Source organism: Segatella copri (genome assembly GCF_026015625.1).
GTDB classification, from domain to species: Bacteria; Bacteroidota; Bacteroidia; order Bacteroidales; family Bacteroidaceae; genus Prevotella; species Prevotella copri_H.
On record NZ_JAPDVG010000001.1, the window covers coordinates 1,693,746 to 1,720,274 of the forward strand.

Annotated in this window: 19 protein-coding genes and 1 tRNA gene; 7 read left to right on the forward strand and 13 right to left on the reverse strand. The window is 45.8% G+C overall.

Annotated elements, in window-relative coordinates; genetic code table 11:
* Nucleotides 1-181 precede the first annotated feature (181 nt).
* A complete protein-coding gene (locus tag ONT19_RS07540) occupies nt 182-433 on the forward strand; it encodes a type B 50S ribosomal protein L31 (RefSeq protein WP_006847266.1) in 252 nt (83 codons plus the stop codon).
* A 182-nt stretch (nt 434-615) separates the two neighbouring features.
* On the forward strand, nt 616-1,683 hold the full coding sequence (locus ONT19_RS07545; protein WP_264952817.1) for a DNA/RNA non-specific endonuclease: 1,068 nt from the start codon (nt 616-618) through the stop codon (nt 1,681-1,683).
* A gap of 73 nt (nt 1,684-1,756) precedes the next feature.
* Here ONT19_RS07545 and ONT19_RS07550 read toward each other — a convergent pair whose 3' ends face one another.
* Both ONT19_RS07550 and ONT19_RS07555 read right to left on the reverse strand, forming a co-directional pair.
* The gene (locus ONT19_RS07550) at nt 1,757-2,455 is read right to left on the reverse strand and encodes a hypothetical protein (RefSeq protein WP_264952816.1); all 699 of its coding nucleotides are present in this window, start codon (nt 2,453-2,455) and stop codon (nt 1,757-1,759) included.
* A 38-nt stretch (nt 2,456-2,493) separates the two neighbouring features.
* The gene (locus ONT19_RS07555) at nt 2,494-3,105 is read right to left on the reverse strand and encodes a hypothetical protein (RefSeq protein ID WP_264952815.1); all 612 of its coding nucleotides are present in this window, start codon (nt 3,103-3,105) and stop codon (nt 2,494-2,496) included.
* Between the two features lie 419 nt (nt 3,106-3,524).
* On the opposite strand from ONT19_RS07555, the gene ONT19_RS07560 reads away from it, so the two are divergent.
* From ONT19_RS07560 to ONT19_RS07570, 3 genes are all read left to right on the forward strand, one after another.
* Nucleotides 3,525-4,733 carry a hypothetical protein gene (locus tag ONT19_RS07560; protein WP_264952814.1) on the forward strand — a complete coding sequence of 403 codons (1,209 nt, stop codon included), beginning with the start codon at nt 3,525-3,527 and terminating at the stop codon, nt 4,731-4,733.
* Between the two features lie 237 nt (nt 4,734-4,970).
* Nucleotides 4,971-8,969, forward strand: a complete 3,999-nt coding sequence (locus tag ONT19_RS07565; RefSeq protein WP_264952813.1) for a hybrid sensor histidine kinase/response regulator transcription factor — start codon at nt 4,971-4,973, stop codon at nt 8,967-8,969.
* 733 nt (nt 8,970-9,702) lie between these two features.
* Nucleotides 9,703-10,257 carry a glutathione peroxidase gene (locus tag ONT19_RS07570; RefSeq protein WP_006847257.1) on the forward strand — a complete coding sequence of 185 codons (555 nt, stop codon included), beginning with the start codon at nt 9,703-9,705 and terminating at the stop codon, nt 10,255-10,257.
* A 185-nt stretch (nt 10,258-10,442) separates the two neighbouring features.
* Here ONT19_RS07570 and ONT19_RS07575 read toward each other — a convergent pair whose 3' ends face one another.
* The 10 genes from ONT19_RS07575 to ONT19_RS07620 all read right to left on the reverse strand — a co-directional run bounded on the left by ONT19_RS07575 (nt 10,443) and on the right by ONT19_RS07620 (nt 22,488).
* Nucleotides 10,443-11,804 (reverse strand): TrpB-like pyridoxal phosphate-dependent enzyme, encoded by a 1,362-nt coding sequence (locus tag ONT19_RS07575; protein ID WP_118415633.1) that lies wholly within the window; start codon nt 11,802-11,804, stop codon nt 10,443-10,445.
* Between the two features lie 368 nt (nt 11,805-12,172).
* The gene (mfd, locus tag ONT19_RS07580; protein WP_264952812.1) at nt 12,173-15,583 is read right to left on the reverse strand and encodes a transcription-repair coupling factor; all 3,411 of its coding nucleotides are present in this window, start codon (nt 15,581-15,583) and stop codon (nt 12,173-12,175) included.
* A gap of 42 nt (nt 15,584-15,625) precedes the next feature.
* Nucleotides 15,626-16,366: a polyprenol monophosphomannose synthase gene (locus ONT19_RS07585; RefSeq protein ID WP_006847253.1), complete on the reverse strand. Its 741-nt coding sequence runs from the start codon at nt 16,364-16,366 to the stop codon at nt 15,626-15,628.
* Nucleotides 16,367-16,460: 94 nt separating this feature from the next.
* The gene (locus tag ONT19_RS07590; protein ID WP_118067259.1) at nt 16,461-17,219 is read right to left on the reverse strand and encodes a lysophospholipid acyltransferase family protein; all 759 of its coding nucleotides are present in this window, start codon (nt 17,217-17,219) and stop codon (nt 16,461-16,463) included.
* Nucleotides 17,220-17,271: 52 nt separating this feature from the next.
* Nucleotides 17,272-18,489, reverse strand: coding sequence for a metallophosphoesterase (locus ONT19_RS07595; RefSeq protein WP_264952811.1), 1,218 nt, complete (start codon nt 18,487-18,489; stop codon nt 17,272-17,274).
* Nucleotides 18,486-19,307 (reverse strand): vitamin B12 dependent-methionine synthase activation domain-containing protein, encoded by an 822-nt coding sequence (locus ONT19_RS07600; RefSeq protein WP_264952810.1) that lies wholly within the window; start codon nt 19,305-19,307, stop codon nt 18,486-18,488. The genes ONT19_RS07595 and ONT19_RS07600 overlap by 4 nt, the downstream gene beginning before the upstream one ends.
* Nucleotides 19,308-19,352: 45 nt before the next feature.
* Nucleotides 19,353-20,687: a dihydroorotase gene (locus tag ONT19_RS07605; RefSeq protein WP_264952809.1), complete on the reverse strand. Its 1,335-nt coding sequence runs from the start codon at nt 20,685-20,687 to the stop codon at nt 19,353-19,355.
* Between the two features lie 69 nt (nt 20,688-20,756).
* Nucleotides 20,757-21,581, reverse strand: coding sequence for a DUF4369 domain-containing protein (locus tag ONT19_RS07610; protein WP_022120844.1), 825 nt, complete (start codon nt 21,579-21,581; stop codon nt 20,757-20,759).
* A gap of 150 nt (nt 21,582-21,731) precedes the next feature.
* Complete coding sequence (locus ONT19_RS07615) at nt 21,732-22,157, reverse strand: hypothetical protein (RefSeq protein WP_264952808.1); 426 nt, start codon at nt 22,155-22,157, stop codon at nt 21,732-21,734.
* Entirely contained in the window at nt 22,141-22,488 is a 348-nt protein-coding gene (locus ONT19_RS07620; protein ID WP_117691582.1) for an FtsB family cell division protein, read from the reverse strand. The genes ONT19_RS07615 and ONT19_RS07620 overlap by 17 nt, the downstream gene beginning before the upstream one ends.
* Before the next feature lie 68 nt (nt 22,489-22,556).
* Here ONT19_RS07620 and ONT19_RS07625 point away from each other — a divergent pair, with 68 nt between their 5' ends.
* Complete coding sequence (locus ONT19_RS07625; protein WP_264952807.1) at nt 22,557-24,473, forward strand: DNA polymerase III subunit gamma/tau; 1,917 nt, start codon at nt 22,557-22,559, stop codon at nt 24,471-24,473.
* Between the two features lie 681 nt (nt 24,474-25,154).
* Here the strand turns inward: ONT19_RS07625 and asnA are convergent.
* A complete protein-coding gene (asnA, locus tag ONT19_RS07630; protein WP_264952806.1) occupies nt 25,155-26,192 on the reverse strand; it encodes an aspartate--ammonia ligase in 1,038 nt (345 codons plus the stop codon).
* A gap of 258 nt (nt 26,193-26,450) precedes the next feature.
* On the opposite strand from asnA, the gene ONT19_RS07635 reads away from it, so the two are divergent.
* Nucleotides 26,451-26,524, forward strand: a tRNA-Arg gene (locus ONT19_RS07635).
* The last annotated feature ends 5 nt before the right edge of the window (nt 26,525-26,529 follow it).

Here is a 26,529-nt window from a genome sequence, read left to right on the forward strand (position 1 = left end):
TCTAAAATATTTCTTAAAAAGAAGAAGAAATATTTGGTGGTTTCAGGAAAAAAGCGTAACTTTGCAGCCTGAAATTGATAACAGGCTATAATGGGCATGCCCCGATAAGGGACACGAAATGATGCAACAAGCATCCCCATGACGTCTAATTTTAATAACCCAATAAAAATAAAAAAGAAAAATGAAAAAAGGTATTCATCCAGAGAATTATCGTCCTGTAGTATTCAAGGATATGTCTAACGGCGATATGTTCCTCTCTCAGTCTACATGCAAGACTAATGACACTGTTGAGTTCGAAGGCGAGACTTATCCAGTTGTTAAGATTGAAATCTCTAGCACATCTCACCCATTCTACACAGGTAAGAGCAAGCTCGTTGATACAGCGGGTCGCGTAGACCGCTTCATGAACCGTTACGGCAAATTGAAGAAGTAATAATATACCTTTTTTATAAGGATATATTTATTATCGCAAAGATACTGAGTGCATTCCAGCGTAGTTGCATATACGTAGGAATGCACTTTTTTTCTCTATTCTATCCTCATACAATCGATTTCTACATACATTATTATATAGAAAGCACTAAATCTTTAACTTAATAAACATTATCGAGAATTATGAAGCATACTAAGTTTTTTATCTTCGCGCTCGTTGCTGCGATGACGTTCTCTGCCTGTGGTACAGACGATACCCTGCAGTTCTATTATCCTGAAAATGGCGGTAATACGGGTGGTGGTAATACGGGTGGCGGAAGCACGGGTGGCAATACCGGTGGTGAATCAACCGATAAGAACAATACAAACAAGAATGTGGCTACTGCCAACATGCCACAAGTGGTAAGAAACGCTATCGGCGGTCTGGAGTTTCCAAAGCTCAAGAACAATGGCAGCAGCTATGCCATCGTTCACATGGATAATACAACAGGTATGTTGAACTATTCTACAGAATGGGATGATAACATGAAGAGCCAGAGATGGAGCTGCTATACTTTCCATACAGGAAACACAGCATCTAACGTTGACAGATGGAAACCTGCTAAGGGAGAACGCCAGTACCCATGGGATACCGATTTGCAAGAACAATGGGGAATTACAGATTTTACAGAAGATCCTACTCCTACAGCTCAAGGCTTTAACCATGGTCATATCTGCCCTTCTGCTGACCGCAAACTCAATCTGACACAGCAGAAACAGACTTTCTTCATGACCAACATGCAGCCACAGTACAGCAACTTCAACCAGCGTGGCACCTGGTATCAAATGGAGGAAGATCTTCGTAAGAAAGCTCCGAAGATTGACTCAGATACCCTCTTCATCGTGAAGGGCGGTACCATCGACCCGGTGGGCAGCGAGAGTAATCTCCTGGGCTGGAAGAAGAATGGTGCTTCTAGCGAAACCCAGAAGCCAGGCTATATCCCAATACCAAAGTATTTCTTTGTAGCTGTACTGAAAAAGGAGCTAAACAAGATCACCAACCAGTATACATACAGCGCTTTCGGCTACTGGTTTCCTCACGAGAACAAGGCATTTGAAAAGGGCGATAAGCTCGGCAAATATGTCGTAAACATCAAGACGCTGGAAGACAAAACCGGCATCGACTTCTTCTGTAATCTCCCTGATGAAATAGAGAAGGATGTAGAAAACCAAGATGCAGAAGCTCTCAAGAAACTCTGGGGCTTTAAATAAATCAGGCTATATATAAACCAAGAAATCCGCTCTCTCAAATCAATGAGTGAGCGGATTTCTTTTGTTTATATCATCATCTCCTTGGCAACTTCTTGATTGCATGTGGCATGAATGCCCTACCAGTAGCCTTACCGAAGCTAGGAGCTACGGAATCGGTTGCAGCAGAACGGGTTTTCTTACGGGCTCCACTCGGATTGTAGCGCACTAAATCGATTTGCATCACATCACCCTTAGCCTTACCTGTTCCTATCATATAACCATAGAACACATCCTGCCCCTTTTCATCACCCAGAAAGAAACCATACTGCTTAGCACCTGCATCCATCACATAGGTAGCACCAGAATCATTATAACGGATATAAATATCCCCATTCTTATCGATGTACCAGGTAAACTTCAGAGTCTGGGATTCATTGCTTCCATCATCGGCATAATCCACTTCTACACCATTACCACTGAGCGAGTTAACCTTATCACCCGCCTGATAGAACGTCATCTCGGCATTGAAACTGTAGTTATTGCGAGATTGGCCGTCCTCAGCAAGTTCAGAGAGCATCACAGAGCCTCTCCAGTCGCCTGTAAGGGTCTGAGCCTCCGACAGCAGGTCATCATCCTGAGAGCCGTTAGAACCGTTGTTCCAGTCGCCCTGGTTCCATCCCCAGCCACCATGATTATAGTCATCATACCAGTAATCATCATCATCACATGAGGTGAATGAGAAAGATGCAACAGCTATCGCCATCCACATCCATATCTGCTTAAACTTTTTCATATCTTGTTTCCTTTCTTCAAACTAAATTCCTTATTGCCTTACTTCACTACAAAGCGGCGAACAGGCTTCTGATTATCATCTGCTACCTTAACATACTCTACAGAATCCTTAGCTCCGCGAGAAACAATCTGGGTGTTCTCCAAGCCCGAATGCTGCTTACTGTAGCCCCAACCGTCATCGTAATCCCAATCGTAGCCCCAGTCATAATCGCGCCAGTTATAGCTGTAAGAATCGCGATAAAGCTCGAAATAAGCACGGTTGCCGTTATCAGCCTCTACATATCCGGAGAACTTACGGTCGCCCAAAGCATAATCGTAAATCACAACATCGCTACCCTCATCAAGAAGAGTGATATAGATGTTTCTGTTGCGTACTGTCCAGGTAATATGATTTGCTATATAATTATTGCCATGCCAGTAATTTCCCTTAAAGTAATCGATCCAATAGCCTGTACCGGAATAGATGCCATCATTCTGGTCGAAGTGAATTACCGAATAGAGGGCTTTGGAATTACCGTATTCTACCAACATATTACCCTTCCATGTACCATCGAGGGTGTATGCAATATCAGAATCCTCATCACATGAGGTGAATGAGATACTCATCAAAGCTATGAAAGCCATTGTGAGAAGAGTAGTAAACTTTTTCATATCAATTTATCAGTTAAGTTATTTATATTCTTATATCTTCTAATTATTGAGCTCTCGAAGAACTGCATTCTTTCTTGAACCCGATGCAAAGGTAGTGGATTTTTCGTCTGCATCAAAGGGGAAAAGGATACAAACTGAGGGGGAAATCCCTATTCTTTCAAAAGCAACTGCTTTTTTGATGATATTTCTCTTTGCCTAGAGTGGTATTTCTTTCGGTTTTGATGGTCTTTCTTTCTCTGTATCAAATATTTAACACCTTCTTAACACATTGTATCGATATTTTTCGTATCTTTGCATCATAAATAAGTAATTATTCAAAGAACATACTTTTAGCACAAAGCAAATTCTAAGAATGCGCTCAAAAAAATGAGTTTCAACAGTTTATTAATTATACGTTAAACCTTTAAAATTATTAAGTTATGAACAAATTTTTACGCTATTCATTATCATTGGTTCTGGCATTCGTAGCTAGCGTTACGTTTGCACAGGAAGTAACTTTTGACTTTGACAATGATTACAAAACACTCTTCCCAGAACTGACAGGTACATCTTCTTCAGATTCTAAAGATGGAGATATCACCAAAGCCATGACATGTACAACTAATGGTATTTCTGTAACAGTTTCTGCAAAAACTTCTGGTTCGAATGAAAACCGAATCTGGAATAGGTCACCACGTCTCAGAATGTACAGTGGAACGCTTACGATTCAAGCACCTGCTGACAAGAAGATTGCTTCTATCGACATTATTAATGGAAAATGGAATGATAATAACAAAGCTGACGTAGGTACTAACAATAATGGTTCTTGGACAGGTGATGCAAACAAAGTTGTATATACAATTGCTGGCAACACCCAAATCAAGTCTATCAAAGTTACGCTCGCTGGTACCAAGATAGAGTACACCGATGCAGCAAGTGTAAAGGAACTCTTGGCTAACAATAAAAAAGCTAAGGATTACATCAATCTCAAACTCACAAACGCAAAGGTATTATACGTAAACAGCTACAAGGGAACCGTAAATACTTACGTACGTGAAGGTGACACTGCTATCGAAATGAGAACTTTAGGAATCGATATGCCTGTAAACAGCATCATTAGCGGTACTGTTAAGGTAAATTTGGCTTATGACGCAGGAATTCCTTATCTGTCAGCAAGCAAGGAAACAAACGGCGAAAATCTCAAAATCACAGAGAGCAACGAAGCTGCTGAACCTGTTATTGCAACTGTAAAGGACATCCTTGATGGCAAATACACCAACGACCTTATCAAGATTAAGGAGTTCACATTCAGCAAAGAAGAGTATACTACAGGTAAATTCAACTACTATGCTAACGATGGTGAAAACAAGATTATGATTTACGACAAGTTTAGCGGTATTGGTGGTGTTTCAAATTTAACAGAAGGAGAGAAATATACATTAACCGGTATTTTCGGTGTAATATTCAGAAACATCCCTGAAGTTCTCCCTATCAAGGCTGTAGAAAAGTTTGGACCTACCGGCATCACTAACATAACAACAGATGAAGCTGCAAAGAACGCTCCTGTTTACAACCTCGCAGGCCAGAAGGTAACCAAGGCTTACAAGGGTGTAGTCATCAAGAACGGAAAGAAGATGATTCAGAAGTAATCAAATTCAAAACGACATATCCCTACTACTCCCCCCGATATTCATTTATCGGGGGAGTTTTTTTGTTAGGCATAACATAAGAAGGAACCACCAGCAAATCAACCAAATATTACCCCTATAACATGAAAAGTGGAATAATTTAATGCAATAACATAAAAAATACACCTGATAAATACGTATTCTCAATAATTTTCACTACCTTTGTTGCGATTAATAAACGTATACGAATAAAAAATGATGAAAAGAAAATTATATATCACCCTATTAGGACTGCTCTCTACCATTATGACAGTAGCTGTACCCTACTGCGATGTGAGAAAATTCTCTATCACAGACGGACTCGCAGCCAATACCATCTCAGACCTGAAACAAGGTAAAGACAACCTCATGTGGTTCAGTACATGGAACGGACTGTCGTTCTATGACGGCTACAAGTTTCATACTTTCAGAGACAACCCCGATGATATTGACGTCCTGTCAACCAACCGTATACTCCAAATAGAACCATCCTATAATAACAACGTGTGGTGTATCACATACGACCACCAACTCTACGTATACGATACCCACTTCTGCCGGTTCTTTGCTGTAGGACAGAAATTCAACGAACTGTTCAACATCGACCTGCGCGTGAGCCAGATATACCCAATGAAAAACGGAGCTACATGGTTTACTTCAGAAAATGGAAAATACATCATCCGATCAGCAGGAAGAACCTTTGATGAGCGGAACATAGAACTCATCAAAGTAGGAGAAAAGGGACTCAGAAGCGGAAATGTATGGTACATCCATCAAGATATACACGGAAGAGAATGGGTGCTTACCGATAAAGGCGCATACATATACCATTCGAAAATTCCAAGCAAGCTGCCTTTCAAATGGCTCAGAGGGGTGGGAGAAGATGAGTTCCTGGCAACTGAAGACGGTAAACTGGCAAAATATGACCTGCAGAACCGACTCACCATGATACCAATGCCGGAAGGCGTAACCCGTATCAACCAACTGAAAAATACAGGTTACCAACTCCTGCTGGCAACCAATCTGGGTGTGGTCATCTACAACCCGCGCACCTTCAAGTTTGATATCATCAACGTACAGAGCCCGAGTCAGCCTCTGGCAGAGGTAAAGAAGATTTATACCGATGATTTCGGTATGGTATGGGCATTCACTGACGGCATGGGAGTAACCCTCGTCAATCCGAAGACCGGACAGAAGCAGTGGCTCTTTGCCGACCAGGACGACCCGATGGACCGCACAACCTGCGAAAGCAATTTCATCACACAAGATGAACACAAGACCCTCTGGGTAGTGCCTAGAGGAGGAACCTTCAGTTATTTTGACCGCAAGGCAGGAAAACTGGTGCCTTATCTGCTGAGAAGCAATTCATCGGGCAACTACCGCATACCGAAGATTACGAAATATGTACTCTCAGACCAGGGAATCCTCTGGCTGACAGGCTCTCACGACCTGACACAGGTAGTCTTCAAATATCACCCTTACATTATCAACAAGCTGGATGTGGGCGAAGACGAAGTGTTCTCGGTGAATGCATCGCCAGACGGACATATCTGGGCTGGTTATTACAATGGTATAATCCAGGTGCTCAACGCATCCTACCAAAGCATCGGATACCTGTCGCCAAGCGGACAGATTGTGCCACAGCAGGTAAACTTCGCCGAGAAGAGCATCATGTCTATCCATTTCGATATCAAGGGAAGAGCATGGATAGGAACCAACGGAAATGGTGTCTATCTGATAGATAAAATGCAGGTAAGACACTTTGTTTATGATGCCAACAACCCGTCATCGCTGCCGTTCGACAAGATACAAGACATTGTAGCCGACCGCACCGGACGTATCTGGATAGGTACCTACGGAGGTGGTCTGGCACTTGTTAACGAGGCGGCAGACGGCAGTATCAGCTTCATCAGTAAACGAAACGGACTGCCTTGGGAGAAACAGCACTACGACCGCATACGCCGCATCTGCTGCACCACTACGGGAACCATTCTCGTAGGAACTACAGATGGTCTCATCACCTTCAGTGATGCCTTTACAAACGCAAGAAAGATCAATTACCACAAGACCTACTACATACCGAACGATACAACAAGTCTGGCTGCAAACGATATGAACAATATCATGGAGCACACCAGCGGCAAGATGTATATCTCGCAACAGGGCGGTGTGATGGAAGAGATTGTGAGCAAATCGCTCCTGCAAGACAACCTGAAGACGAAATACTTCCATGCCATCGATATTAACGAAGGCATCGTACAGGGCATGGTAGAAGACAACCAGGGAAGAATCTGGGTAATCAGAGAATCGAGTATCGACTGCGTAAACCCGAAAACAGGACAGTGCAACGTGTTCGGACCTAACGATTTCGACTTCAACATGTCGTTCTCGCAAAGCCGTCCTTACCACGATCCGGCAAGCAACAACATCTCGGTAGGTACCCCGATGGGACTGATTACCTTCAATCCGGCTACGCTGAAGAAGAGCAACTACCAGCCTAAAGTCATCTTCTGTTCCCTCCATTATAGCGGAGAGAAGGAGTCGGAACCTATCCTGCACAAGGATAAAATAGTGATTCCTGCCAACAAGCGAAACCTGACCATCAACTTCGCATCGCTCGACTATCAGCGCAAGTATCAGACCAAATACCTCTATCGCATAGATGGTTATACAGCTCCAGGCGTGTGGATATCAAACGGAAGCAACCATACCATCGGCTTCAACCGTATCAGTCATGGCGATTACGTACTCAAGGTGAGAGCCACCAACTCTCACGGTGTATGGAGCAAGTATGTGGCAGAACTGCCTATCGAAGTGCGCCCTACCTTCTGGGAAAGCATCTGGGGCAAATTTCTGATGCTGCTTCTGCTCTTCGGTATCGTAGGCGCAATCTTCTATACCTACAACCAGCGCCAGCGCGAGAACGTAACCCACGAGATGAGCGTGCTGAAGAACGAGTTCTATAACGATGCTGCCAACCGTCTGAGAACCCCTCTAACGCTCATCGGAGCCCCGGTAAAAACCATTCTAGATACCGAGCCGGGTATCACCCGAAAGGGCAAGGAACTGCTGAGAATGGTAGTAGACAATGCCAACGAAATGCTGGTAATGCTGGACAAGGTTCAGAGATACGGCAACAAGGCAGACTTCCATACGAACAGCGGTCTGACCGAGGAAGATTACGACCTGGCAGAAAGAGAAAAAGCGAATGGCCAGATTGACGACCACAATGCATCTGACTATCTGGAAGAAACCAACAAACAGAAAGAAGAAAAGGATGCAGAGGCAGAACGCCTGGAAGAAATGGGCAAGGAACAGAAAGAAGCACAGGAAGAAACGAAACTCAAAGACCAGACTGTACTGGTAGTAGAAGACAATGCCGACCTGCGCAAGTTCCTCTACAGCATTCTCTCGCCTACCTACAACGTGCTGCTTGCAGAGAACGGAAAGACTGGTTTGGTGATGGCCCGCAAGGAGATACCAGACTTTATCCTCACGGACGTTACCATGCCTGTGATGGATGGTTTGTCGATGATTCACGAGATCAAGCAGGATACCACCCTCAACAACATCCCAGTGATGATTCTCTCGGCCAAGGCAAGCGTAGAAGATCAGCAGCGAGGCTTTGATGAAGGTGTTGATGCCTATATCACCAAGCCATTCTCTACCCCTTATCTGCTCGGCCGAATAGAGGCTATCCTCACCCAGCGCCGCAACATTCAGATGGATGTCATCAGAAAGCTGAAGGAAACTGGCGATAAAGATGCCATAGCAGCCCTGCGAATACTGCCTGCAGCAGCTCCTCAGCCTGCTCTTAACCAGGCTGAAACTAGTGCCGAGAGCGAAGCGGTTGACCCAAACAGCGAGCTGGCATTGATGGCGGCACAGATGCAGGACAGAACCATGATGCGTGCCTTCAGGTTTATTGTTGAAAATGCAGGCAACCCGGAACTCAAGATAGATGATATCTCGAACGAAATCGGTATGAGCCGAAGCGTACTATATAATAAGGTGAAAGCAACGACCGGAATGACGCCGGTAGACTTCGTTCGCCATATACGTATCAAGAAGGCATGCGAGATGTTGCGCAAGACAGACGATACACTGAGCAGCATCGCCTTTGCAGTAGGTTTCACCGACCCTAAGTATTTCTCGAAGGTATTCAAGAAAGAAACGGGTATCGTGCCTACTGAATACCGAAACAGAACGCAGGGATAGCCCGCATCATTACAGATGAAAGCAGTCATCATTACTGATGGCTGCTTTTATCTGTATTGACAAAAAAGTAATACATATTACAGGACATATCTTCAGTTGTTGTCGGGCACAGCCTTCTTTGTTATCGTACACAGCAAAACGTTCAAGCAAGGAAAAAAGCAGAATAGTCATAAAATTGAGCCGTTTTGCTTAGTTTTTTGACCGAATATTGCAAAAAAGTATAAAAATGGGGGGGGTATTTGATTAATTTTCCCTTTTTACTGAAAAAAAGCTGAGAAAAAGTTTGGTGTTACAAGAAAATGTAGTACCTTTGCAACAAGTTCTTAGAAAAGTTAAATGATAGATTAATCGTAAACCTCTTTTTCTTTGTTTTTTTGAGGAAAAAGAGGTAAAGAAAAAGGAATGCAGGGTTTGTGAAAATCCTGCATTTTTTATTTTTTTATGCTGTTTCATACTGATATTGTGCAGGTATATCGTCTACATATTTTATTCTTCTATATTCTATATCTAACCGATATCTATACTCAGGTATATGGTATCTGTTTACCCAGATATACAATATCTATCTACATTATATATATTACGCTCATTCCTTCATCTATGATTTTGTTCGATTTTTAGAATTTTTAAAAAAACTATTGAAGTATTCTAAGAGAAAAGTAGTATCTTTGCACTCTAGATCATATAAGTTGAGATCGGAAATATAGATAACACATACATAAAGATAAAAAAAATGAGAACTGTTTACGAATTTTCTGTTAAAGACAGAAAGGGAAAGGATGTTTCCCTCAAGGAGTATGCCAACGAAGTGCTGCTCATCGTCAACACCGCCACAAAGTGTGGTTTCACCCCTCAGTATGAGGAACTGGAGAAACTTTATGAGACCTATCATTCTCAAGGTTTCGAAATACTTGATTTTCCTTGCAACCAGTTTGGTCAGCAAGCCCCTGGTACAGATGAAAGCATTCATCAGTTCTGCAAGCTTACATACGGCACAGAGTTCCAGCGCTACAAGAAGATCAAGGTAAACGGAGACGATGCTGCCCCTCTCTTCAAATTTCTGAAAGAATGTAAGGGCTTTGCTGGTTGGGACGAGAGCCACCCTCTCTACCCTGTTCTCGACAAGATGTTGAGCGAGGCTGATCCTAACTACAAGGAGAGTGCCGATATCAAGTGGAACTTCACCAAGTTCCTCGTTAACAAGAAGGGTCAGGTTGTAGCCCGCTTCGAGCCTACCACAAGCTTCGATGTCATCGCTAAGGCTATCGAAGAGTGGTTGAACTTCTAATGAAAGATAGAAGTCTCGAACTGAGAATAGAATTTCTAAAAAAAAGAGAATAGAATCTCTAAAATAAAAGCCAGGTTGCTTTTCGCAGCCTGGCTTCTTTTATATGTGATATCGTTATTTCAATATATCGCAAGGAATAATTGTCAACTGTTTGCTATAAACTATAAACTATTAACTGTTAACTATTAGTCAACCTTTGGCACATCCTTGAGGAACTGCTGGATTTCTTCATCACTTACTGAATAATTGTGCAAATCGCCATTAATATAGCTATCGTAAGACGGCATATCGATAAGACCATGGCCTGAGAGACAGAACAGGATAACCTTCTCCTTGCCCTCTTCCTTTGCCTTCAGAGCCTCACGTATAGTGGCTGCAATCGCATGACAGCTCTCTGGAGCAGGAATGATACCCTCGGTCTGTGCAAAGAGCATACCCGCCTTGAATGACTCCAGCTGAGGGATATCTACACCATGCAGATAACCATCCTTCAGAAGCTGGGAGATAATCATGCCCGCACCATGATAACGGAGACCACCTGCATGAATGTTGGCTGGCTTGAAATCATGACCCAGAGTATACATTGGCAGCAATGGAGTATAACCTGCCTCATCACCGAAATCATACTCAAACTTACCGCGAGTCAGCTTAGGACAGCTCTCCGGCTCTGCAGCTATAAACTCAGTATGGCGCTCGCCTGTGAAGTTGTGACGGAGGAATGGGAAGGCAATACCACCAAAGTTACTACCACCACCGAAACAAGCAATCACCTGATCAGGATACTCACCTGCCATCGCCATCTGCTTCTCTGCCTCTAGACCGATGATGGTCTGGTGAAGTGCCACATGATTGAGCACGGAACCCAGCGTATACTTACAGCCCGGTGTGGTTGTAGCCAACTCAACAGCCTCACTGATGGCAGTACCGAGCGAACCAGGATGATGAGGATCACGTGTGATGATATTCTTACCGGCACGTGTACTCATGGAAGGAGAACCCTCTACAGTGGCTCCAAACGTACGCATGATGCTGGAACGGTATGGTTTCTGCTGCATGGTAATCTTTACCTGATAAACTGCTGCCTCCAGGCCGTAGAGTTTTGCTGCATAAGAGAGGGCTGCACCCCACTGGCCTGCACCAGTCTCTGTAGTGACATTGGTATCACCCTCCTGCTTACAGTAGTAGCACTGAGGAATCGCTGAATTGATTTTATGAGAACCTAACGGGTTGGTACTCTCATTTTTGAAGTAGATATGCGCTGGTGTACCAAGTGCCTCCTCAAGGGCATAAGCACGTACAAGAGGGGTTGAACGGTAGAAGGTGTACTTCTCCAGCACATCTTCCGGAATATCAATCCAAGCGTGCTCTGTATCAAGTTCCTGCTTTGAGCACTCCTTATTAAATACGTGTGACAAATCATCAGCATTCATTGGCTGGTGTGTCTGAGGGTTCAATGGTGGCAATGGCTTGTTAGGCATATCTGCCTGAATGTTGTACCACTGAGTAGGAAGTTCCTGCTCGCTTAAGATGTACTTTTTCTGTCTCATGTTTATATATATGTTTAAAATTGTTGTATGCCTGAACAAAGGTACAAATAAAAAATGAAATAAAGAACTTTTTTATGCGTTTTTCCACTATTTTTTTATTTTTATCCAATAAAATAGTTCATTCTACAGGTATTATTTGTTACATAAGTATATTTTCAGTGTTATTTTTATTAATTTAATCAAATATTACCCCACAAAATACCAAATATTACACCCAATATTATAATGAAAAATAGTATCTTTGCAACAGAAAAATTCAAAATGCGTTGTGAAACGCTTATCATCATCTTTTACTTATACAAAAAATAAAACATTGGAACTCAATAGGGGTATTGAGATTCCAATGTTTTTTTTATGCAATAAACTGATTACTTTTCATTACCTAAATCTATCTGCGATATCTGATTCAACAGATTTACAGCCTGCCCTACTGTCTTCACATCATTAATGCGAAGCATTCGCTTGTTGAATTTTTCCTTCAGAACACAATCTTGAATATGACTGGTAACGTAAGCGAGTATGCGGTTAAACATCTGACTTCTGTAGAACGGACTGTTTACATTGCTTACAAACTGCATCTGCATATAGCCCTGCTTGAGAATAATCTTCTCGCAACCTAGCTTCTTGCCTACCCTACGCAGACCTACCACATGCATCAGTTCGTCAGCTTCATGAGGCACAGGACCAAAACGGTCTATCATACGCTTGCGGTAAGCCTCTACTTCCTCATCGCCCTCCAGACGGTCCAGTTCACGATAAAGAAGCATGCGCTCACTATCACCCGGCACATAAGTCTGAGGAAAATACATCTCCAGATCGCTCTCTATGCCACAATCGTCAACGAAATCATCACCCGTAAGCTGGGCACCTTCATCCATCTTCTCCTGATAAAGATCACAGAACTCCTCGTTTTTCAACTCTGTGACAGCCTGAGAGAGAATCTTCTGGTAGGTTTCATAACCCAGATCTTCCATAAAACCGCTCTGCTCAGAACCCAGCAGATTACCCGCACCTCGGATATCCAGGTCCTGCATGGCGAGATTGAAGCCGCTACCCAATTCACTGAACGTCTCCAGCGCCTCCAGACGGCGACGCGCCTCAGGAGTAAGTGCACTCTTAGGTGGCGCCATCAGATAGCAGAAAGCCTTCTTGTTGCTTCTTCCTACGCGTCCACGCATCTGATGCAGGTCACTCAATCCGAAGTGATGAGCATCGCTCACGATAATCGTATTGGCATTGGAAATGTCGATACCGTTCTCTACAATAGTGGTAGAAAGCAGTACATCATAATCGTAATTGATAAAGCCCATGATGATTTTCTCCAAATCCTCTGGCTTCATCTGTCCGTGCCCGATTGCTACCCTACAGTCTGGGATATGCTTCTCGATGAGCATCTTGAGCTCCGGAAGCTTGGATATTCTGTCGCATACGAAATAAACCTGTCCGTTTCGGCTCATCTCGAAATTGATGGCATCGCAGATAACTTCACTACTAAACGTTACCAGTTCGGTATGAATCGGATAACGGTTAGGTGGCGGAGTGCGCATGATACTCATATCCCGGGCGCCCATCAGAGAGAACTGGAGGGTTCGCGGAATCGGAGTGGCACTCATCGTGAGTGTATCGACATTTACCTTGAGCTGACGGAGTTTCTCTTTGGTAGACACACCGAACTTCTGCTCTTCATCGATGACGAGCAGTCCCAGGTCATGCCATTTCACGGTCTTTGATATCAGCTTATGCGTACCTATGAGGATATCTATCTTACCCTCTTTCAGGGCGTCAAGCACCTCTCTGGTTTCCTTCGTTGTACGGGCTCTACTGAGATAGTCTACCCTTACAGGCATGCCTTCCAGACGTTTCTTGAAGGTCTGATAGTGCTGGAAAGCCAGAACGGTAGTAGGCACCAGCACCGCAACCTGCTTGCTGTCGCACGCAGCCTTGAAGGCTGCACGGATGGCAACCTCAGTCTTGCCGAAGCCCACATCGCCACAAACCAGACGGTCCATCGGTCTGCCGCTCTCCATATCCTTCTTCACCTCCTGAGTAGCCTTATTCTGGTCTGGCGTATCTTCATACAGGAAGGAAGCCTCCAGCGTATGCTGCAGATAATTGTCGGCACTGAAGGCGAATCCCTTCTCCCGTCGGCGCTGGGCATAGAGTTTGATCAGGTCGCGCGCAATATCCTTGATTCGCTTCTTAGCTTTGTCCTTGAGTTTATCCCAGGCACCTGTACCCAGTGTAGACAGGCGAGGCGGAGTACCGGTATCGCTGCGGCGATATTTGCTGATTTTATAAAGCGAGTGGATAGAAACATCCACCTTGTCATTGTTCGTATAGACGATGCGGATCATTTCCTGATAGCTGTTGCCCGTAGGAACCCTAACCAGACCGCCGAACTTGCCGATACCGAAGTCTACATGCACGATAAAATCTCCCACTTCCATCTCCTGCAGTTCCTTCATGGTGAGTGCCATCTTGCCGGCTCTCGCCTTATCTGAGCGCAGGTTATACTTGTGGAAACGGTCAAAAATCTGATGATCGGTAAAGAAACAGCACTTCTTGTCATGGTCAGTAAAGCCTTCATGAAGCGTCTTGTCTACCGGTGTAAAACGGATGGCGTAATGCTTTAGTTCTTCGCTTTCAAAGATATCCTTCAGGCGCTGTTGCTGCTTCTGGCTATCTGCCAATATATATAAGGTGTAACCCTGGAGCAGGAAATCCTCCAGAGTCTGACAAAGCAAATTGAAATTCTTATGGAAAAGAGGCTGTGGAGCGATATTGAAAGGTATCACAGCCGAACTCTCTGACGGAGCAACCTTACCGAACTCGATGCGGAGATGAGCCGCTACAGCCTTCTTGAAATCGAGCGGAGAAACGAGGTTGAGTTCGGTCTTCATGTCATGTCTGATGCGCTCAGCCTCTACCTCAGTAGCTCCCTCCAGCTGCTCGGTAAGGCTCTGCGATGAGAAGCCTTCGGTATAGATCTGACCGATGCGGTCGCAAACGAAAGAAAGGTCTTTCGCCACGACTGGCGTACTTTCGGAGAGGAAATTGAGGAAACACTGCTTGTTGCTCTCGATATGAGCGAGTTCGGGCACGATTTCTATCTCTGTGCGCTTCACCTGCGAGAGCTGGGTCTCTACATCAAAGGTACGGATGGTGTCAATCTCATCGCCGAAGAAGTCGATACGGAACGGATATTCGCAACTGTAGGAATAGACATCGAGGATGCTTCCACGCACGGCAAACTGGCCCGGTTCATAAACATAATCGGTTTCTTTGAGTTCGAAATCGCGCAGGGTATGAACCACATCGGTCTGGGCAATCTGCTGGCCTACAGTCAGTTTCAGAATTCGTTCATCCAGATTCTGCTTAGCCACAACGAGTTCTGCCAGTGCATCGGGATAAGTGACTACCAGGAAATGTCCTCCCGAAGAGAGGCGCGCCAGCACCTCTGTACGTAGGATTTCGTTCGCTGCATCACGCTGCCCGTATTTCACGGCACGCCGATAGCTGGAAGGAAAGAAGAAGACCTTCTCCTGCCCCATCATCTGAGTGAGATCATTATAAAAATAGCCTGCTTCATCGGCATCATCCAGCACGAAGAGTACCGAACGCCTCATCTTCCCCTGCAGAGAAGCAAAGAACATCGGAGCCGAAGAGCACAGCAAACCCTGGAGAAAAATGGAATGAACCGACTTCTTCCCCATCAAATCAAAGAGGGCATCCGCCTGTGGCGAACGCCCGTATGTTTTTTCTATCTTTTGGATTTCCATCCAAGTACTGATTAGTGATTACTGAGTAGTGATTACAGAGTATTAATCCTTCTTCGGATATTTCTTGAACCAGCCATCCAGGCGCAGTCGCATCACGCCAAAGAAAGCCTCACCGAAGATGCCACCACTCATCTTGCTCACACCTTCACGACGGTTAACAAAGATGACAGGCACCTCCTTGATCTTGAAACCTATTCGATGAGCCGTATATTTCATCTCTATCTGGAAAGCATAGCCCTTGAAGCGGATAGCATCCAAATCTATGGTTTCCAACACCTTACGTCGGTAGCAGACGAATCCAGCTGTGGTATCATTCACCTTAAATCCGGTTACGATACGTACGTATTTAGAAGCGAAATAACTCATCAATACGCGCCCGATAGGCCAGTTGACCACGTTCACACCCGAAATATATCTTGAGCCTACAGCCACATCATACCCCTCATCGTGAGTTGCCGCATAGAGACGTGGCAAATCATTAGGATCATGACTGAAGTCGGCATCCATCTCGAAGATGAAGTCATAGCCCTGCTTCAATGACCATTTGAAGCCCATGATATAGGCAGTACCCAAACCGAGTTTACCCGAACGCTCCAGGATATGCAGACGACCGGCAAACTCATTAGCCATCAAGCCCTTGACAATGGCAGCAGTACCATCAGGACTTCCGTCATCGATAACGAGGATATCAAACTGCTTTTCGAGACCGAAGACAGCACGGATGATTTTCTCGATGTTTTCCTTCTCATTATATGTAGGAATGATTACTATGCTATCACTCATAACTTCTTATAATTTTAATGATTCTGATACTAAATAATGTAATACAGATGCAAAATTACAACTTATTTTTGAAATAACAAGCGAAAATCCGAAATTATTGGTCCGGATTCTCTACAAAACCCTGATATTTCTTGTCAAGTCCGTTCATGATCGCCTCATAGCTCTTGTTCATCTGGTTCTTGATATTGTCAGCTCCCTTGCCAATCGGCTCGATAGGCTCATGAATGGTGAGCTTCAGAGGATGCCAGAAAGCCCAGTAGATGTCCTTCATGCGAGGCTTCACATCAAAACTGCCATTGATGGTAAGCGGACATACCGGCAACTGCAGTTCATCGGCAAGCATGAAAGCACCGCGGCGAAACACGCCCATGTGACCCGTAAACGTGCGGGCACCTTCAGGGAATACCACCAGCGACATACCCTCTTTGAGCACCTCGCGAGCACGGTCATAAGAAGCGCGGATCTTCGAAGGTCCGCTCTTGTCTACAAAGATGTGATGCGCATACTCACAGGCAATACCGATGAGAGGCACTTTGCGCAAGCCCTTCTTCATCATCCACTTGAAGTTTCTGCCCAGAAAACCGTATATCAGGAAGATATCGAAAGCGCCCTGATGATTGGCCACGAAAACATAACTCTGGTTCTTCTTGAGATGCTCACGTCCCTCTACTTTTACAGGCAGAAGGAGGATGCGGACCCAAAGCCAGGACCAATACTTGCCGGGATAATAACCCCAGAAATGACCATTACCCAGCATGCATCCCAAAACAGTAGTTACACTGGTTAAAACGCTAGCCAACAAGAGGATTGGCAAGCATATTACAAGCTGATACAGACGATATAAGTACTTCATTTTTTATTAAGAATGAATAATTTAACACTCAATATTTAACATTCAACACTCCTCATTTTCTTTTGAGTGTGATGACCACGATTTCTGCCGTAGCCCCTATGCGGATTGGAACGGTACCGCCCAGCCCCGATGTGGTATAGAGCTGGCAACCCTCCTCTTCGAAGAGGCCGTAATCATAAGGAGTAAACATCGACGGACGCAAGCCCAGGATACTGATCTGCCCCGCATGCGTATGACCGCTCAGCGTAAGTTGCGGTGCTACGACCAGCGAATCCTTCCTGTCAGGTCCTATCACATCGCCATCCTCATCCTTCTCCTTATTGATAGTAGAAGGCCAGGTCTCGCGCCATTGCTTCGGAATATGCTGCAGCATCAGCACGAAAGAGCCCGGTCTGATGCCATACAGCGCCTTCCTTACGTTGGTTCGCTTTGGCTTGTCATAGTTCTCTGTACCAGCCACATAGATACTGTCAGTACCTCTATGCACCGCCACATGCTCATTCATCAGCAGGTGCCATCCGCAACTCCGCTGGAAGTCCTGCATCCGCTTCTCTAATGCAGCTATCTCCTGCTTGTCATCTACATCCATATAATAGGTGTAATCGTGATTGCCCAGCACACTCATCACGCCGTCTCTGGCTTTCAGACTGCTGAGCAGCGCCTGATACTCAGGCAGTTCATCGGGTGTAACATTCTGTAAATCACCCGTAAAGCAAATCAGATCAGGCTTCTCGGCATTGATGCTGTCGATATCGCGCTGAGGCAGATGACCACGCCAGCCATAGTATGAACCGAGATGGATATCGCTGAACTGAACGATGCGATAGCCCTCGAAAGACTTCGGCAGATTGGGTACATAGATGGTGATACGCTTGACTTGCATCTTAGGAAAACCTTCGGTAAATCCGTAGATAAAGCAGAAGAACGCCACCGCTCCCACTACCAGTCCGAGGAGCTTGCCCCAGTTGCAATGGCCGTGGAGGAGCCGCATACAGCACCAACCGAAGACACAGAACAGGCTGAAGACAAACTGCGGAACCGCACATACTGCCATCATCACAAACCAGATGTCGATGAGCACCGGATTGCGTGGCAGGAAGTTGGGCAGTATCGTGATATACGCGCTGTAGGCGATAACCACGAAAGCCGGCAACCAGAAGAGCACCCGCTGCCAGAGACTCTTCAGCCGTAACTTGCCATACCTTTTATATATCCACAGATACGGCAACAGGGTGAATACCACTACGGGTATTAATATTCTTGCTATCATTTCTTGATCAAACTTGATTGAAGATACGTTTTCATTGCCTGCACGGGCACTCCTCTGCGCTGTGCATAGTCGCGAAGCTGGTCGTCTCCTATCCGTCCCAGTTCGAAATACCGCGACTTGGGATGTGCAAACATCAGCCCCGAAACACTGGCATGAGGCGTCATCATTCCGCTTGTGGTGAGCCGGATGCCCACCTGACTCATATCGATGAGCTGGTCGATGATGAAGTTGGCACTGGTATCGGGCAGCGAAGGATATCCGATAGCCGGACGGATGCCCTGATAGCGCTCCTGATGCTGGTCTTCGATGCTCAGCTGCTCGTCGGGAGCATAGCCCCAGATGATGCGTCTCACCTCTTCGTGCAACTTCTCTGCCGTGGCTTCAGCCAACCGGTCGCAGAGTGTCTGTGCCATCATATTAAGGTAGTCGTCCGAGCGATATTTCTTCTCCAGACCGCCATCTACCGTCGTGCAGAAGATACCCAGCCGGTCTGATATTCCACTGCCCAGAGGGCGGATGAAATCAGCCAGACAGAGATTGGGTTCTCCCTGAGCCGCCGGATGCTGCTGACGGAGCATCGGGAAGCGGACTTTCTGCCCTTCCAGCCAGATATCATCCCCCTCGCTGTTCGCCTCGAAGAGTCCGAAGACGGCATAGGTATGATATTCGCCTTCCCATGAATGGAGCATATCGAGCGCCTCTGCCTTCAGTTTTTCCTTTTCCTCTCGAGGTTTGCCGCTCAATCCCCAGGCATGATAGAAATATAGCCAGTTGATATATGGCTCAATTTCGCTTATATTGTATACTATTCTCCGCATCCGATACGATATTTTATTTTACAATCCCCGTAAGATTTCCCTTTTTCAGGAATTGTTTCTGAACTCCAGTTCTTCTCCTCTGCAAGCAGCATCAAACACGCCTTTGTTATAGATAAGATGACCGTTACAGAAAGTCTGTTCCACTTTCCATGCAAACTCATCACCCTCTACAGGGCTCCATTTACACTTGCTCTGAATCACCTCTGCGGTCACCTTCCAAGGCTCTCCCTTGCGCACCACAACGACATCTGCCTTATAACCCGGACGCAGGAAGCCGCGCTGACTGATATGGAACAGACGGGCTGGATTATGGCACATCAGTTCAACCAGGCGCTCGATACTGATTACCTTTTCGTCAACAAGTTTCAGCATGCTTACCAGCGAGAACTGTACCATTGGCATACCTGATGCAGCCTTGGCACAACCGCCCTGTTTATCCTTCAACTGATGAGGAGCATGATCGGTACCTACTACAGTTATCTTACCATTACTCAGCGCCTTACGCAAAGCTTCGCGATCAGCAGCGGTCTTTACTGCAGGGTTGCATTTGATGCGTGCGCCCTTCACAGCATAGTCTTTATCCGAGAACATGAGATGAGCCACAACAGCCTCGCCTGTAATATTTTCATCCTTACCAAAGAACTCCAGTTCCTTAGCCGTAGTAACGTGAGCGATATGGAGATGCGCCCCGCTTTCCTTAGCCAGCTGCACCGCCAGACGGCTGCTTTCATAGCAAGCCTCCTCGCTGCGTATTTCCGGATGATGTTCTACGGCAGGGTCCTCACCCCATTTCTGCTTAGCCAGCTGCATGTTGCGGTTAATGATTTCGGTATCCTCACAGTGGGTCATCACCGGCAAATCCAGTTCTTTCGCCTTCTTGAAGATAGCCTGCAGCGCCTCATATTTATCCACCAGCATATTGCCCGTACTGGAGCCCATAAAGAGCTTGATTCCCGGAACACGATGCGTATCGAGCTGTTCAAAATCATTTACATTATCATTGGTAGCACCAAAGAAGAAACTGTAGTTCACATGACTCTTCTCAGCGCCCAGCTGCCGCTTTGCCTGCCAGGCCTCCAGAGTGGTAGTCTGAGGCACCGTATTAGGCATCTCAAAATAACTGGTCACACCACCAAAGGCAGCAGCGCGGCTTTCGCTCTCGATGTCAGCCTTCTGCGTAAGTCCCGGCTCACGGAAGTGAACATGATCATCAATCACACCCGGCAAAACAAAACACCCCGAGGCATCGATGACTTCATCGTAATTGCCACGGGGTGCCTCGCCTTCATATATCTCCTTGATAAATTCACCATCCAACAAGAGGTCGCCCACAAAAGAGCGACCCTCATTTATAATGGTTCCATTCTTGATTAATTTCATATTACTAAACTTATAAAATGAAGAGTTTTACAAGATGTTAATGCCCAAGACCTTGAAAGAGCCCTGTTTCTACTCCTGACCTTCCTGTTTTTCAGGAATCGTAGGCGCAGCCAGTTCGTTGGCTGTAGGTGCCGGAGCCGCATCAGGATTTACCTGTGGAGCCGCCTCCATCTCTGGCTGCATGCCGCTCTGCGCATCTCGTGTACCGTTCATAATCTCCTGATTTTCTTGAGCTTTCTTATAATAGTCCTTTACATAAGGATCATTCTTGAAATAGTCGGTAGCCTTGCTCATGATGTCCTCAATCCAAGGAGAGAGCATCGGATACTGGTTGCCCATTGTAACGAGGAAGAAGACGCCCGGTCCCAGCACATTATTGAAGTTGTCGGTAACAAACGAAGTGATGAGCTTGTCTTCCTGTTCAGAGAGGCGGATGGATTCCTCGTTCAGATGCTTGTTGACAGCCACCATATCGCTACCGTTCATGATAGCCTGGTCGTGCTTGTGTACCAGTTCGCGCAACTGATTCTGAATCTGCTGGTATTTCTTGAAGAAGCCGAAGAGCTTATCGTTCATCGGAGTACCGCTTACCACCTGCTGTGTATCATCGAGCTTCACCGTAATGCTTCCACTCTCCAGCACCAGCGGCAGCACAGGGTCATCATCCATGAAGATATTCGCCATCTTCATAGAGTCGACAGAACCCTGAAAATGGAACTGTCCGTGCACTACATCGCAAGAATCCACGTTCTTGAAATCGTTGTTTTCCAGTATCTTAAGGTACAGCATGCGTCCGTCCAGAGTACTTACGTTAGAAGTACCCGAGATATCGTAACTGTTGGCACAAGATGCTAGTGCCATCAAGGCAATGAATGCGTAAAATATTCTATTCATAAGCTATCTATATCACTTTCGGTGAACAAAAGTACAATCTTAATTTGAACTGACGAAATAAATTGCAGCAATTTAATTCATTCTTACAAGATTTATGTTTTGTTTGCACTCCTATTGGCCACCGAAAGCTTTTTTCTCGTCCTTTCTATATTACTGATTGTTTTCCTTCTTCAGTTCATGAGAGATGCGATGCGTGGTATACAGTTCCAGCAGAGCTGCGATGAGGAGGAAGACTACCCACTTATTATAGAAATAGGTGATATAGGTCTCATAATTCTCAAACCAGCGGCGCAGGAAAGCATACACCGTATCTACCATCGAGATGCCTGAGAGCACGAAGAAGATGTCTGCCACATACTGCATCCGCTTCAGGCGGTGGATAACCAGCGAAGGTCCATCATAGATCTGCATCGCCTGCATCACGCTGAAGAGTATGGTGCCCAGCAGGAACCCCCAGCTCGTTACCTGCACCAGCTGCGGATGTGAAAAACCAAATGCGAAGCAAGCCGCACCGACAACCATCAGCACGCCGCCCAGCAAGAAAATAGCACTTTCCAGTTTACTCAATTGTTTCATTTTCGTCTTGTTCGTTAGTTTTTTCCGGAATATCCGAACTCAATACAAAGATGTCTTCATCATCAGCCTTCATGAAATAACGCTGGCGGGCTATCTTCTCAAATGCCCGCACACCATGCTGCATATCACGCAGGGTATGCTTGTCGTTTTCATACTGCTCACGATATTTTTCTATCTCCGAACGGAGCGTAGCTATCTCTATCTGGTACTTAATGTGCTGTCTTACACTGTTGTCGTCAACTACACCAACTACCAGAACACCCGCTACAATCACTATAAGATACTTATAATGAGCGAGATAATTCCATATAATACCAAGTTTTTTACTCATTTCTTCCGAATTTGTTTGCAAAGATAATATTTTTTTGTTATCTTTGCATCATCAATTAAGAAAAAATAATGGAAGAGTATATAGTTTCTGCAAGAAAGTACCGTCCGATGACCTTCGATTCGGTTGTCGGACAGAGTGCATTGACCACCACTTTGAAGAATGCAGTGAAGAGCGGCAAGCTGGCGCACGCCTATCTTTTCTGCGGTCCGAGAGGTGTGGGCAAAACCACTTGTGCCCGCATTTTTGCGAAGGCAATCAACTGCGAGCATCCTCGTGAAGACGGCGAGGCATGCAACGAATGTGAGAGCTGCCGTGCCTTCAACGAGCAGCGTTCCTACAACATCTTCGAGCTGGATGCCGCCAGCAACAACGGTGTTGACCAGATTAAGGTTCTGATGGAGCAGACCCGCATTCCGCCTCAGGTGGGCAAGTATAAGGTGTTTATCATCGATGAGGTCCACATGCTCTCTACAGCCGCCTTCAACGCCTTTCTCAAGACGCTGGAAGAGCCGCCTCAGCATGTCATCTTCATCCTCGCCACTACCGAGAAGCATAAGATTCTGCCTACCATCCTGAGCCGATGCCAGATTTACGACTTCGAGCGAATGACGGTAGCCAATACCATCAACCACCTGAAGATGGTGGCTGAGAAGGAAGGCATACAATATGAAGAGCAGGCGCTCGCCGTGATAGCCGAAAAGGCTGACGGAGGTATGCGCGATGCCCTCTCTATCTTCGACCAGGCTGCCAGCTTCTGCATGGGCAACATCACTTACCAGAAGGTTATCGAGGACCTGAACGTGCTCGACAGCGACAACTATTTCCGTCTGGTAGACCTGGCTCTGGAGAATAAGGTGCCCGAGATGATGGTAACACTCGACGGCATTCTGAGCCGCGGTTTCGATGGCGGCAACATGATACAGGGGCTTGCCCAGCATGTGCGCAATGTGATGATGGCGAAGGACCCTCAGACCCTGCCTCTGCTCGAGACCAGCGACGACCAGAAAGCCAAGTTCCAGGCTCAGGCCCAGAAGGCACCTACACCTTTCTTATATAAGGCGCTGGAACTGATGAACCAGTGCGATATCCATTACCGCGCCAGCAGCAACAAGCGATTACTGGTAGAGCTCACCCTGATACAGATAGGCCAGATTACGCAGCCCGAGGATCAGGATGTGCCTAGTGCGGGGCGTACGCCCAATAGATTAAAATCCCTGTTTCAGAAACTCCTGGCTCAGTCTAAGCTTGCCTCTCAGGGTGCAGGTTCTGAGCCTTCTGGCAGCAGCGAAAAACGGTCTTCACAGCCGGGAGCGTCTGCTGCTACAGCTACTGCTGTGCCTTCGTCAGGGGCACCGACAGCCGCTTCTGCAGCCTCTAATGCTGCATCTTATTCTGCATCTGCCACCGCAGCCGCATCTGCCTCTCCAGAAGGCTCAGCCGCTGCCGGAGCTGCTACTGATGCTGCATCGCCTCACAAGCCACGACTCAAGAATATCAAGCTGGGCGGCATAGGCATGACTTTCTCTAACCTGAAGAAGAAGGAGGAGAACCAGCGCCGCCTGCACAGTCCGTATGATGATACCAATGAGGAAAAAGCGACCATCACGGGCGACCAGAACGAGTTCACCCAGGAGCAGGTGGAAGCAACATGGTTCAGTATGTGCATGAGAATGCAGAACAAGCTGGATTTCATAGGCTTAGCCAACCGCATGAAGAGTATTGTACCGAAGATAACCAACTATCCGCAGATAGAGGTTATCATCAACAACCAGCTCTTGCTAGACGACGTTTTGAACATCAAGAACCGCATTCTCAAGACTTTCGTCTTAGGTCTTCACAACAGCGAACTGAGCATCAGCTATCGCCTTGCCGACCAGGAAGAGGTAGGCAAGGTTCTGACCAAGAATGAAGTTCTGGAACTTCTTATGGAGAAGAACCCTGCGATGAAAAAACTCACAAAGGACCTGGATCTGGTCATGACATAGAATGATGCCCAAGAGGTTATTCAGTATTCAGTATTCAGTTTTTTTCGCGATAGTTACCTTTTATATGGTTACAAATTGTAAGTAAATATTTTATATTATATATATATATTATATATATATAATATACTATCTATACAGAGAGTGGTAACAACAGCGAAAAAAACTGAATACTGAATACTTAATACGTTCCACGTAATCGGTTATTACTTTGTAACATACTGGTTTATAGCGCAAAACATAGTTTTCTACACCGCAAAACATAGAGATGCGTTCCATGAAACATAGAGTTATTTCTCTTTACTAAGTTTCAAATCGTAAGCTGCTGAAAATCGTTCCTTATCACATGCCTAAATTTGGTAGATACCAGAAATCTTCGTATCTTTGCACCGGCAATCGAAAGAACAGTCTTTTGTGCCTCGCTCGAGTCTTCTATTAAGACCAACACGGGTTATAAATGATGGCAGACGCCGGTCATCAATGAAGACCCCGAAAACGGCAGAAACGGGGCGTTCTGGGGAATTTGAACCAACTAGGTTAGTGTCATACCGACACACAACAAAAAAAAGCCCCCGATGCAGAAAAGCACCGGGAGCCTTCGTAAGCAAATTATTATTATCTTAAAAAGATCAACTGAATATGCAGCACATCACAGTACTCACCATGACGCACCGACAGAAAGGCCTAGATGAGGTTCATGCCCGCTTCCTCAGCCTCCTTGCGCATCTCCTCAGGCCAGATGCTAGCCTGAATCTCACCAATGTGAGCCTTATGAAGCAATACCATGCACAGACGGCTCTGACCGATACCGCCACCAATGCTCAGAGGCAACTTGTCGTTCAGGAGCTGCTGATGGAAGTAAAGCTTCTCTCTATCCTCCTTGCCCTCCAGCTTAAGCTGACGCAGCAGACTCTCCTTGTCGACACGGATACCCATAGAACTGAGCTCGAAACTGCGACCCAGAACAGGATACCAGATAAGGATATCACCATTCAGTCCCACCTTGCCGTTCTCAGCCACGGTGCTCCAGTCATCATAGTCAGGAGCTCGGCCATCATGCTTCTTGCCATCGCTCAACTTGCCTCCGATGCCCTCTACAAATACAGCGCCATACTTCTTGCAGATAGCATCCTCACGCTCCTTAGGAGAAAGGTCTGGATACATATCGAGCAAATCCTGCGCATGAATAAAATGAATCTCCTTTGGCAGGAAAGGCTTCAGCTGAGGATAATGCTCGCAAGCCAGAAACTCGGTACGCAAGATGGCACCATAGATGCGGCGCACGATATTCTCGAGGAAGGCGATGGTACGGTCTTCCCTGGTAATCACAGCCTCCCAGTCCCACTGGTCAACATAGAGCGAATGAAGATTATCCAACTCCTCGTCAGCACGGATGGCGTTCATATCAGTATATACGCCATAAGCAGGCTCAATCTCATACTCGGCAAGCGTCAGTCGCTTCCATTTGGCAAGAGAATGAACCACCTCAGCCTCGGCTTCGCCCAAATCCTTGATAGGGAAAGTTACAGGGCGCTCCACTCCATTCAGGTCATCATTGATACCCAAACCCTTCAATACGAAGAGAGGGGCGGTAACACGACACAGACGGAGCTCGGTGCTCAGGTTTTGCTGGAAGAATTCTTTTATCATTTTAATACCCATTTCGGTCTGGCGCATATCCAGCAGCGCCTTGTACCCTTCAGGTTTTATCAAATTGCTCATTTTTATTTCATATTTAGTATTTGCGCTGCAAAGGTACAAAATAATAATTAATCTGCAAGCATTTTTCCGTATTTTTTCGCAAAATGATAGCATTTTTAAGTTTTTTAGTAGCATTTTGTAGAACTATTCACAAATACACATTATATATATGAAAAAATCTGCCCCAAATATTTGGTTATTTCAAATAAAAGCAGTAATTTTGCAGTCGACTTCCCGATTCGATGTCATTCAGGCGGAGAAACGGGCGGCAGAAAAGAGGGTCTCGTAGCTTAGCTGAATAGAGCGTCAGATTCCGGTTCTGAAGGTCGTGGGTTTGAATCCCACCGAGATCACCCGA

Coding starts and splice junctions, on each gene's coding strand:
- ONT19_RS07540 (WP_006847266.1), top strand. CDS start 182: ATGAAAAAAGGTATTCATCCAGAGAATTATCGTCCTGTAGTATTCAAG.
- ONT19_RS07545 (WP_264952817.1), top strand. CDS start 616: ATGAAGCATACTAAGTTTTTTATCTTCGCGCTCGTTGCTGCGATGACG.
- ONT19_RS07550 (WP_264952816.1), bottom strand. CDS start 2,455: ATGAAAAAGTTTAAGCAGATATGGATGTGGATGGCGATAGCTGTTGCA.
- ONT19_RS07555 (WP_264952815.1), bottom strand. CDS start 3,105: ATGAAAAAGTTTACTACTCTTCTCACAATGGCTTTCATAGCTTTGATG.
- ONT19_RS07560 (WP_264952814.1), top strand. CDS start 3,525: ATGAACAAATTTTTACGCTATTCATTATCATTGGTTCTGGCATTCGTA.
- ONT19_RS07565 (WP_264952813.1), top strand. CDS start 4,971: ATGAAAAGAAAATTATATATCACCCTATTAGGACTGCTCTCTACCATT.
- ONT19_RS07570 (WP_006847257.1), top strand. CDS start 9,703: ATGAGAACTGTTTACGAATTTTCTGTTAAAGACAGAAAGGGAAAGGAT.
- ONT19_RS07575 (WP_118415633.1), bottom strand. CDS start 11,804: ATGAGACAGAAAAAGTACATCTTAAGCGAGCAGGAACTTCCTACTCAG.
- mfd (WP_264952812.1), bottom strand. CDS start 15,583: ATGGAAATCCAAAAGATAGAAAAAACATACGGGCGTTCGCCACAGGCG.
- ONT19_RS07585 (WP_006847253.1), bottom strand. CDS start 16,366: ATGAGTGATAGCATAGTAATCATTCCTACATATAATGAGAAGGAAAAC.
- ONT19_RS07590 (WP_118067259.1), bottom strand. CDS start 17,219: ATGAAGTACTTATATCGTCTGTATCAGCTTGTAATATGCTTGCCAATC.
- ONT19_RS07595 (WP_264952811.1), bottom strand. CDS start 18,489: ATGATAGCAAGAATATTAATACCCGTAGTGGTATTCACCCTGTTGCCG.
- ONT19_RS07600 (WP_264952810.1), bottom strand. CDS start 19,307: ATGCGGAGAATAGTATACAATATAAGCGAAATTGAGCCATATATCAAC.
- ONT19_RS07605 (WP_264952809.1), bottom strand. CDS start 20,687: ATGAAATTAATCAAGAATGGAACCATTATAAATGAGGGTCGCTCTTTT.
- ONT19_RS07610 (WP_022120844.1), bottom strand. CDS start 21,581: ATGAATAGAATATTTTACGCATTCATTGCCTTGATGGCACTAGCATCT.
- ONT19_RS07615 (WP_264952808.1), bottom strand. CDS start 22,157: ATGAAACAATTGAGTAAACTGGAAAGTGCTATTTTCTTGCTGGGCGGC.
- ONT19_RS07620 (WP_117691582.1), bottom strand. CDS start 22,488: ATGAGTAAAAAACTTGGTATTATATGGAATTATCTCGCTCATTATAAG.
- ONT19_RS07625 (WP_264952807.1), top strand. CDS start 22,557: ATGGAAGAGTATATAGTTTCTGCAAGAAAGTACCGTCCGATGACCTTC.
- asnA (WP_264952806.1), bottom strand. CDS start 26,192: ATGAGCAATTTGATAAAACCTGAAGGGTACAAGGCGCTGCTGGATATG.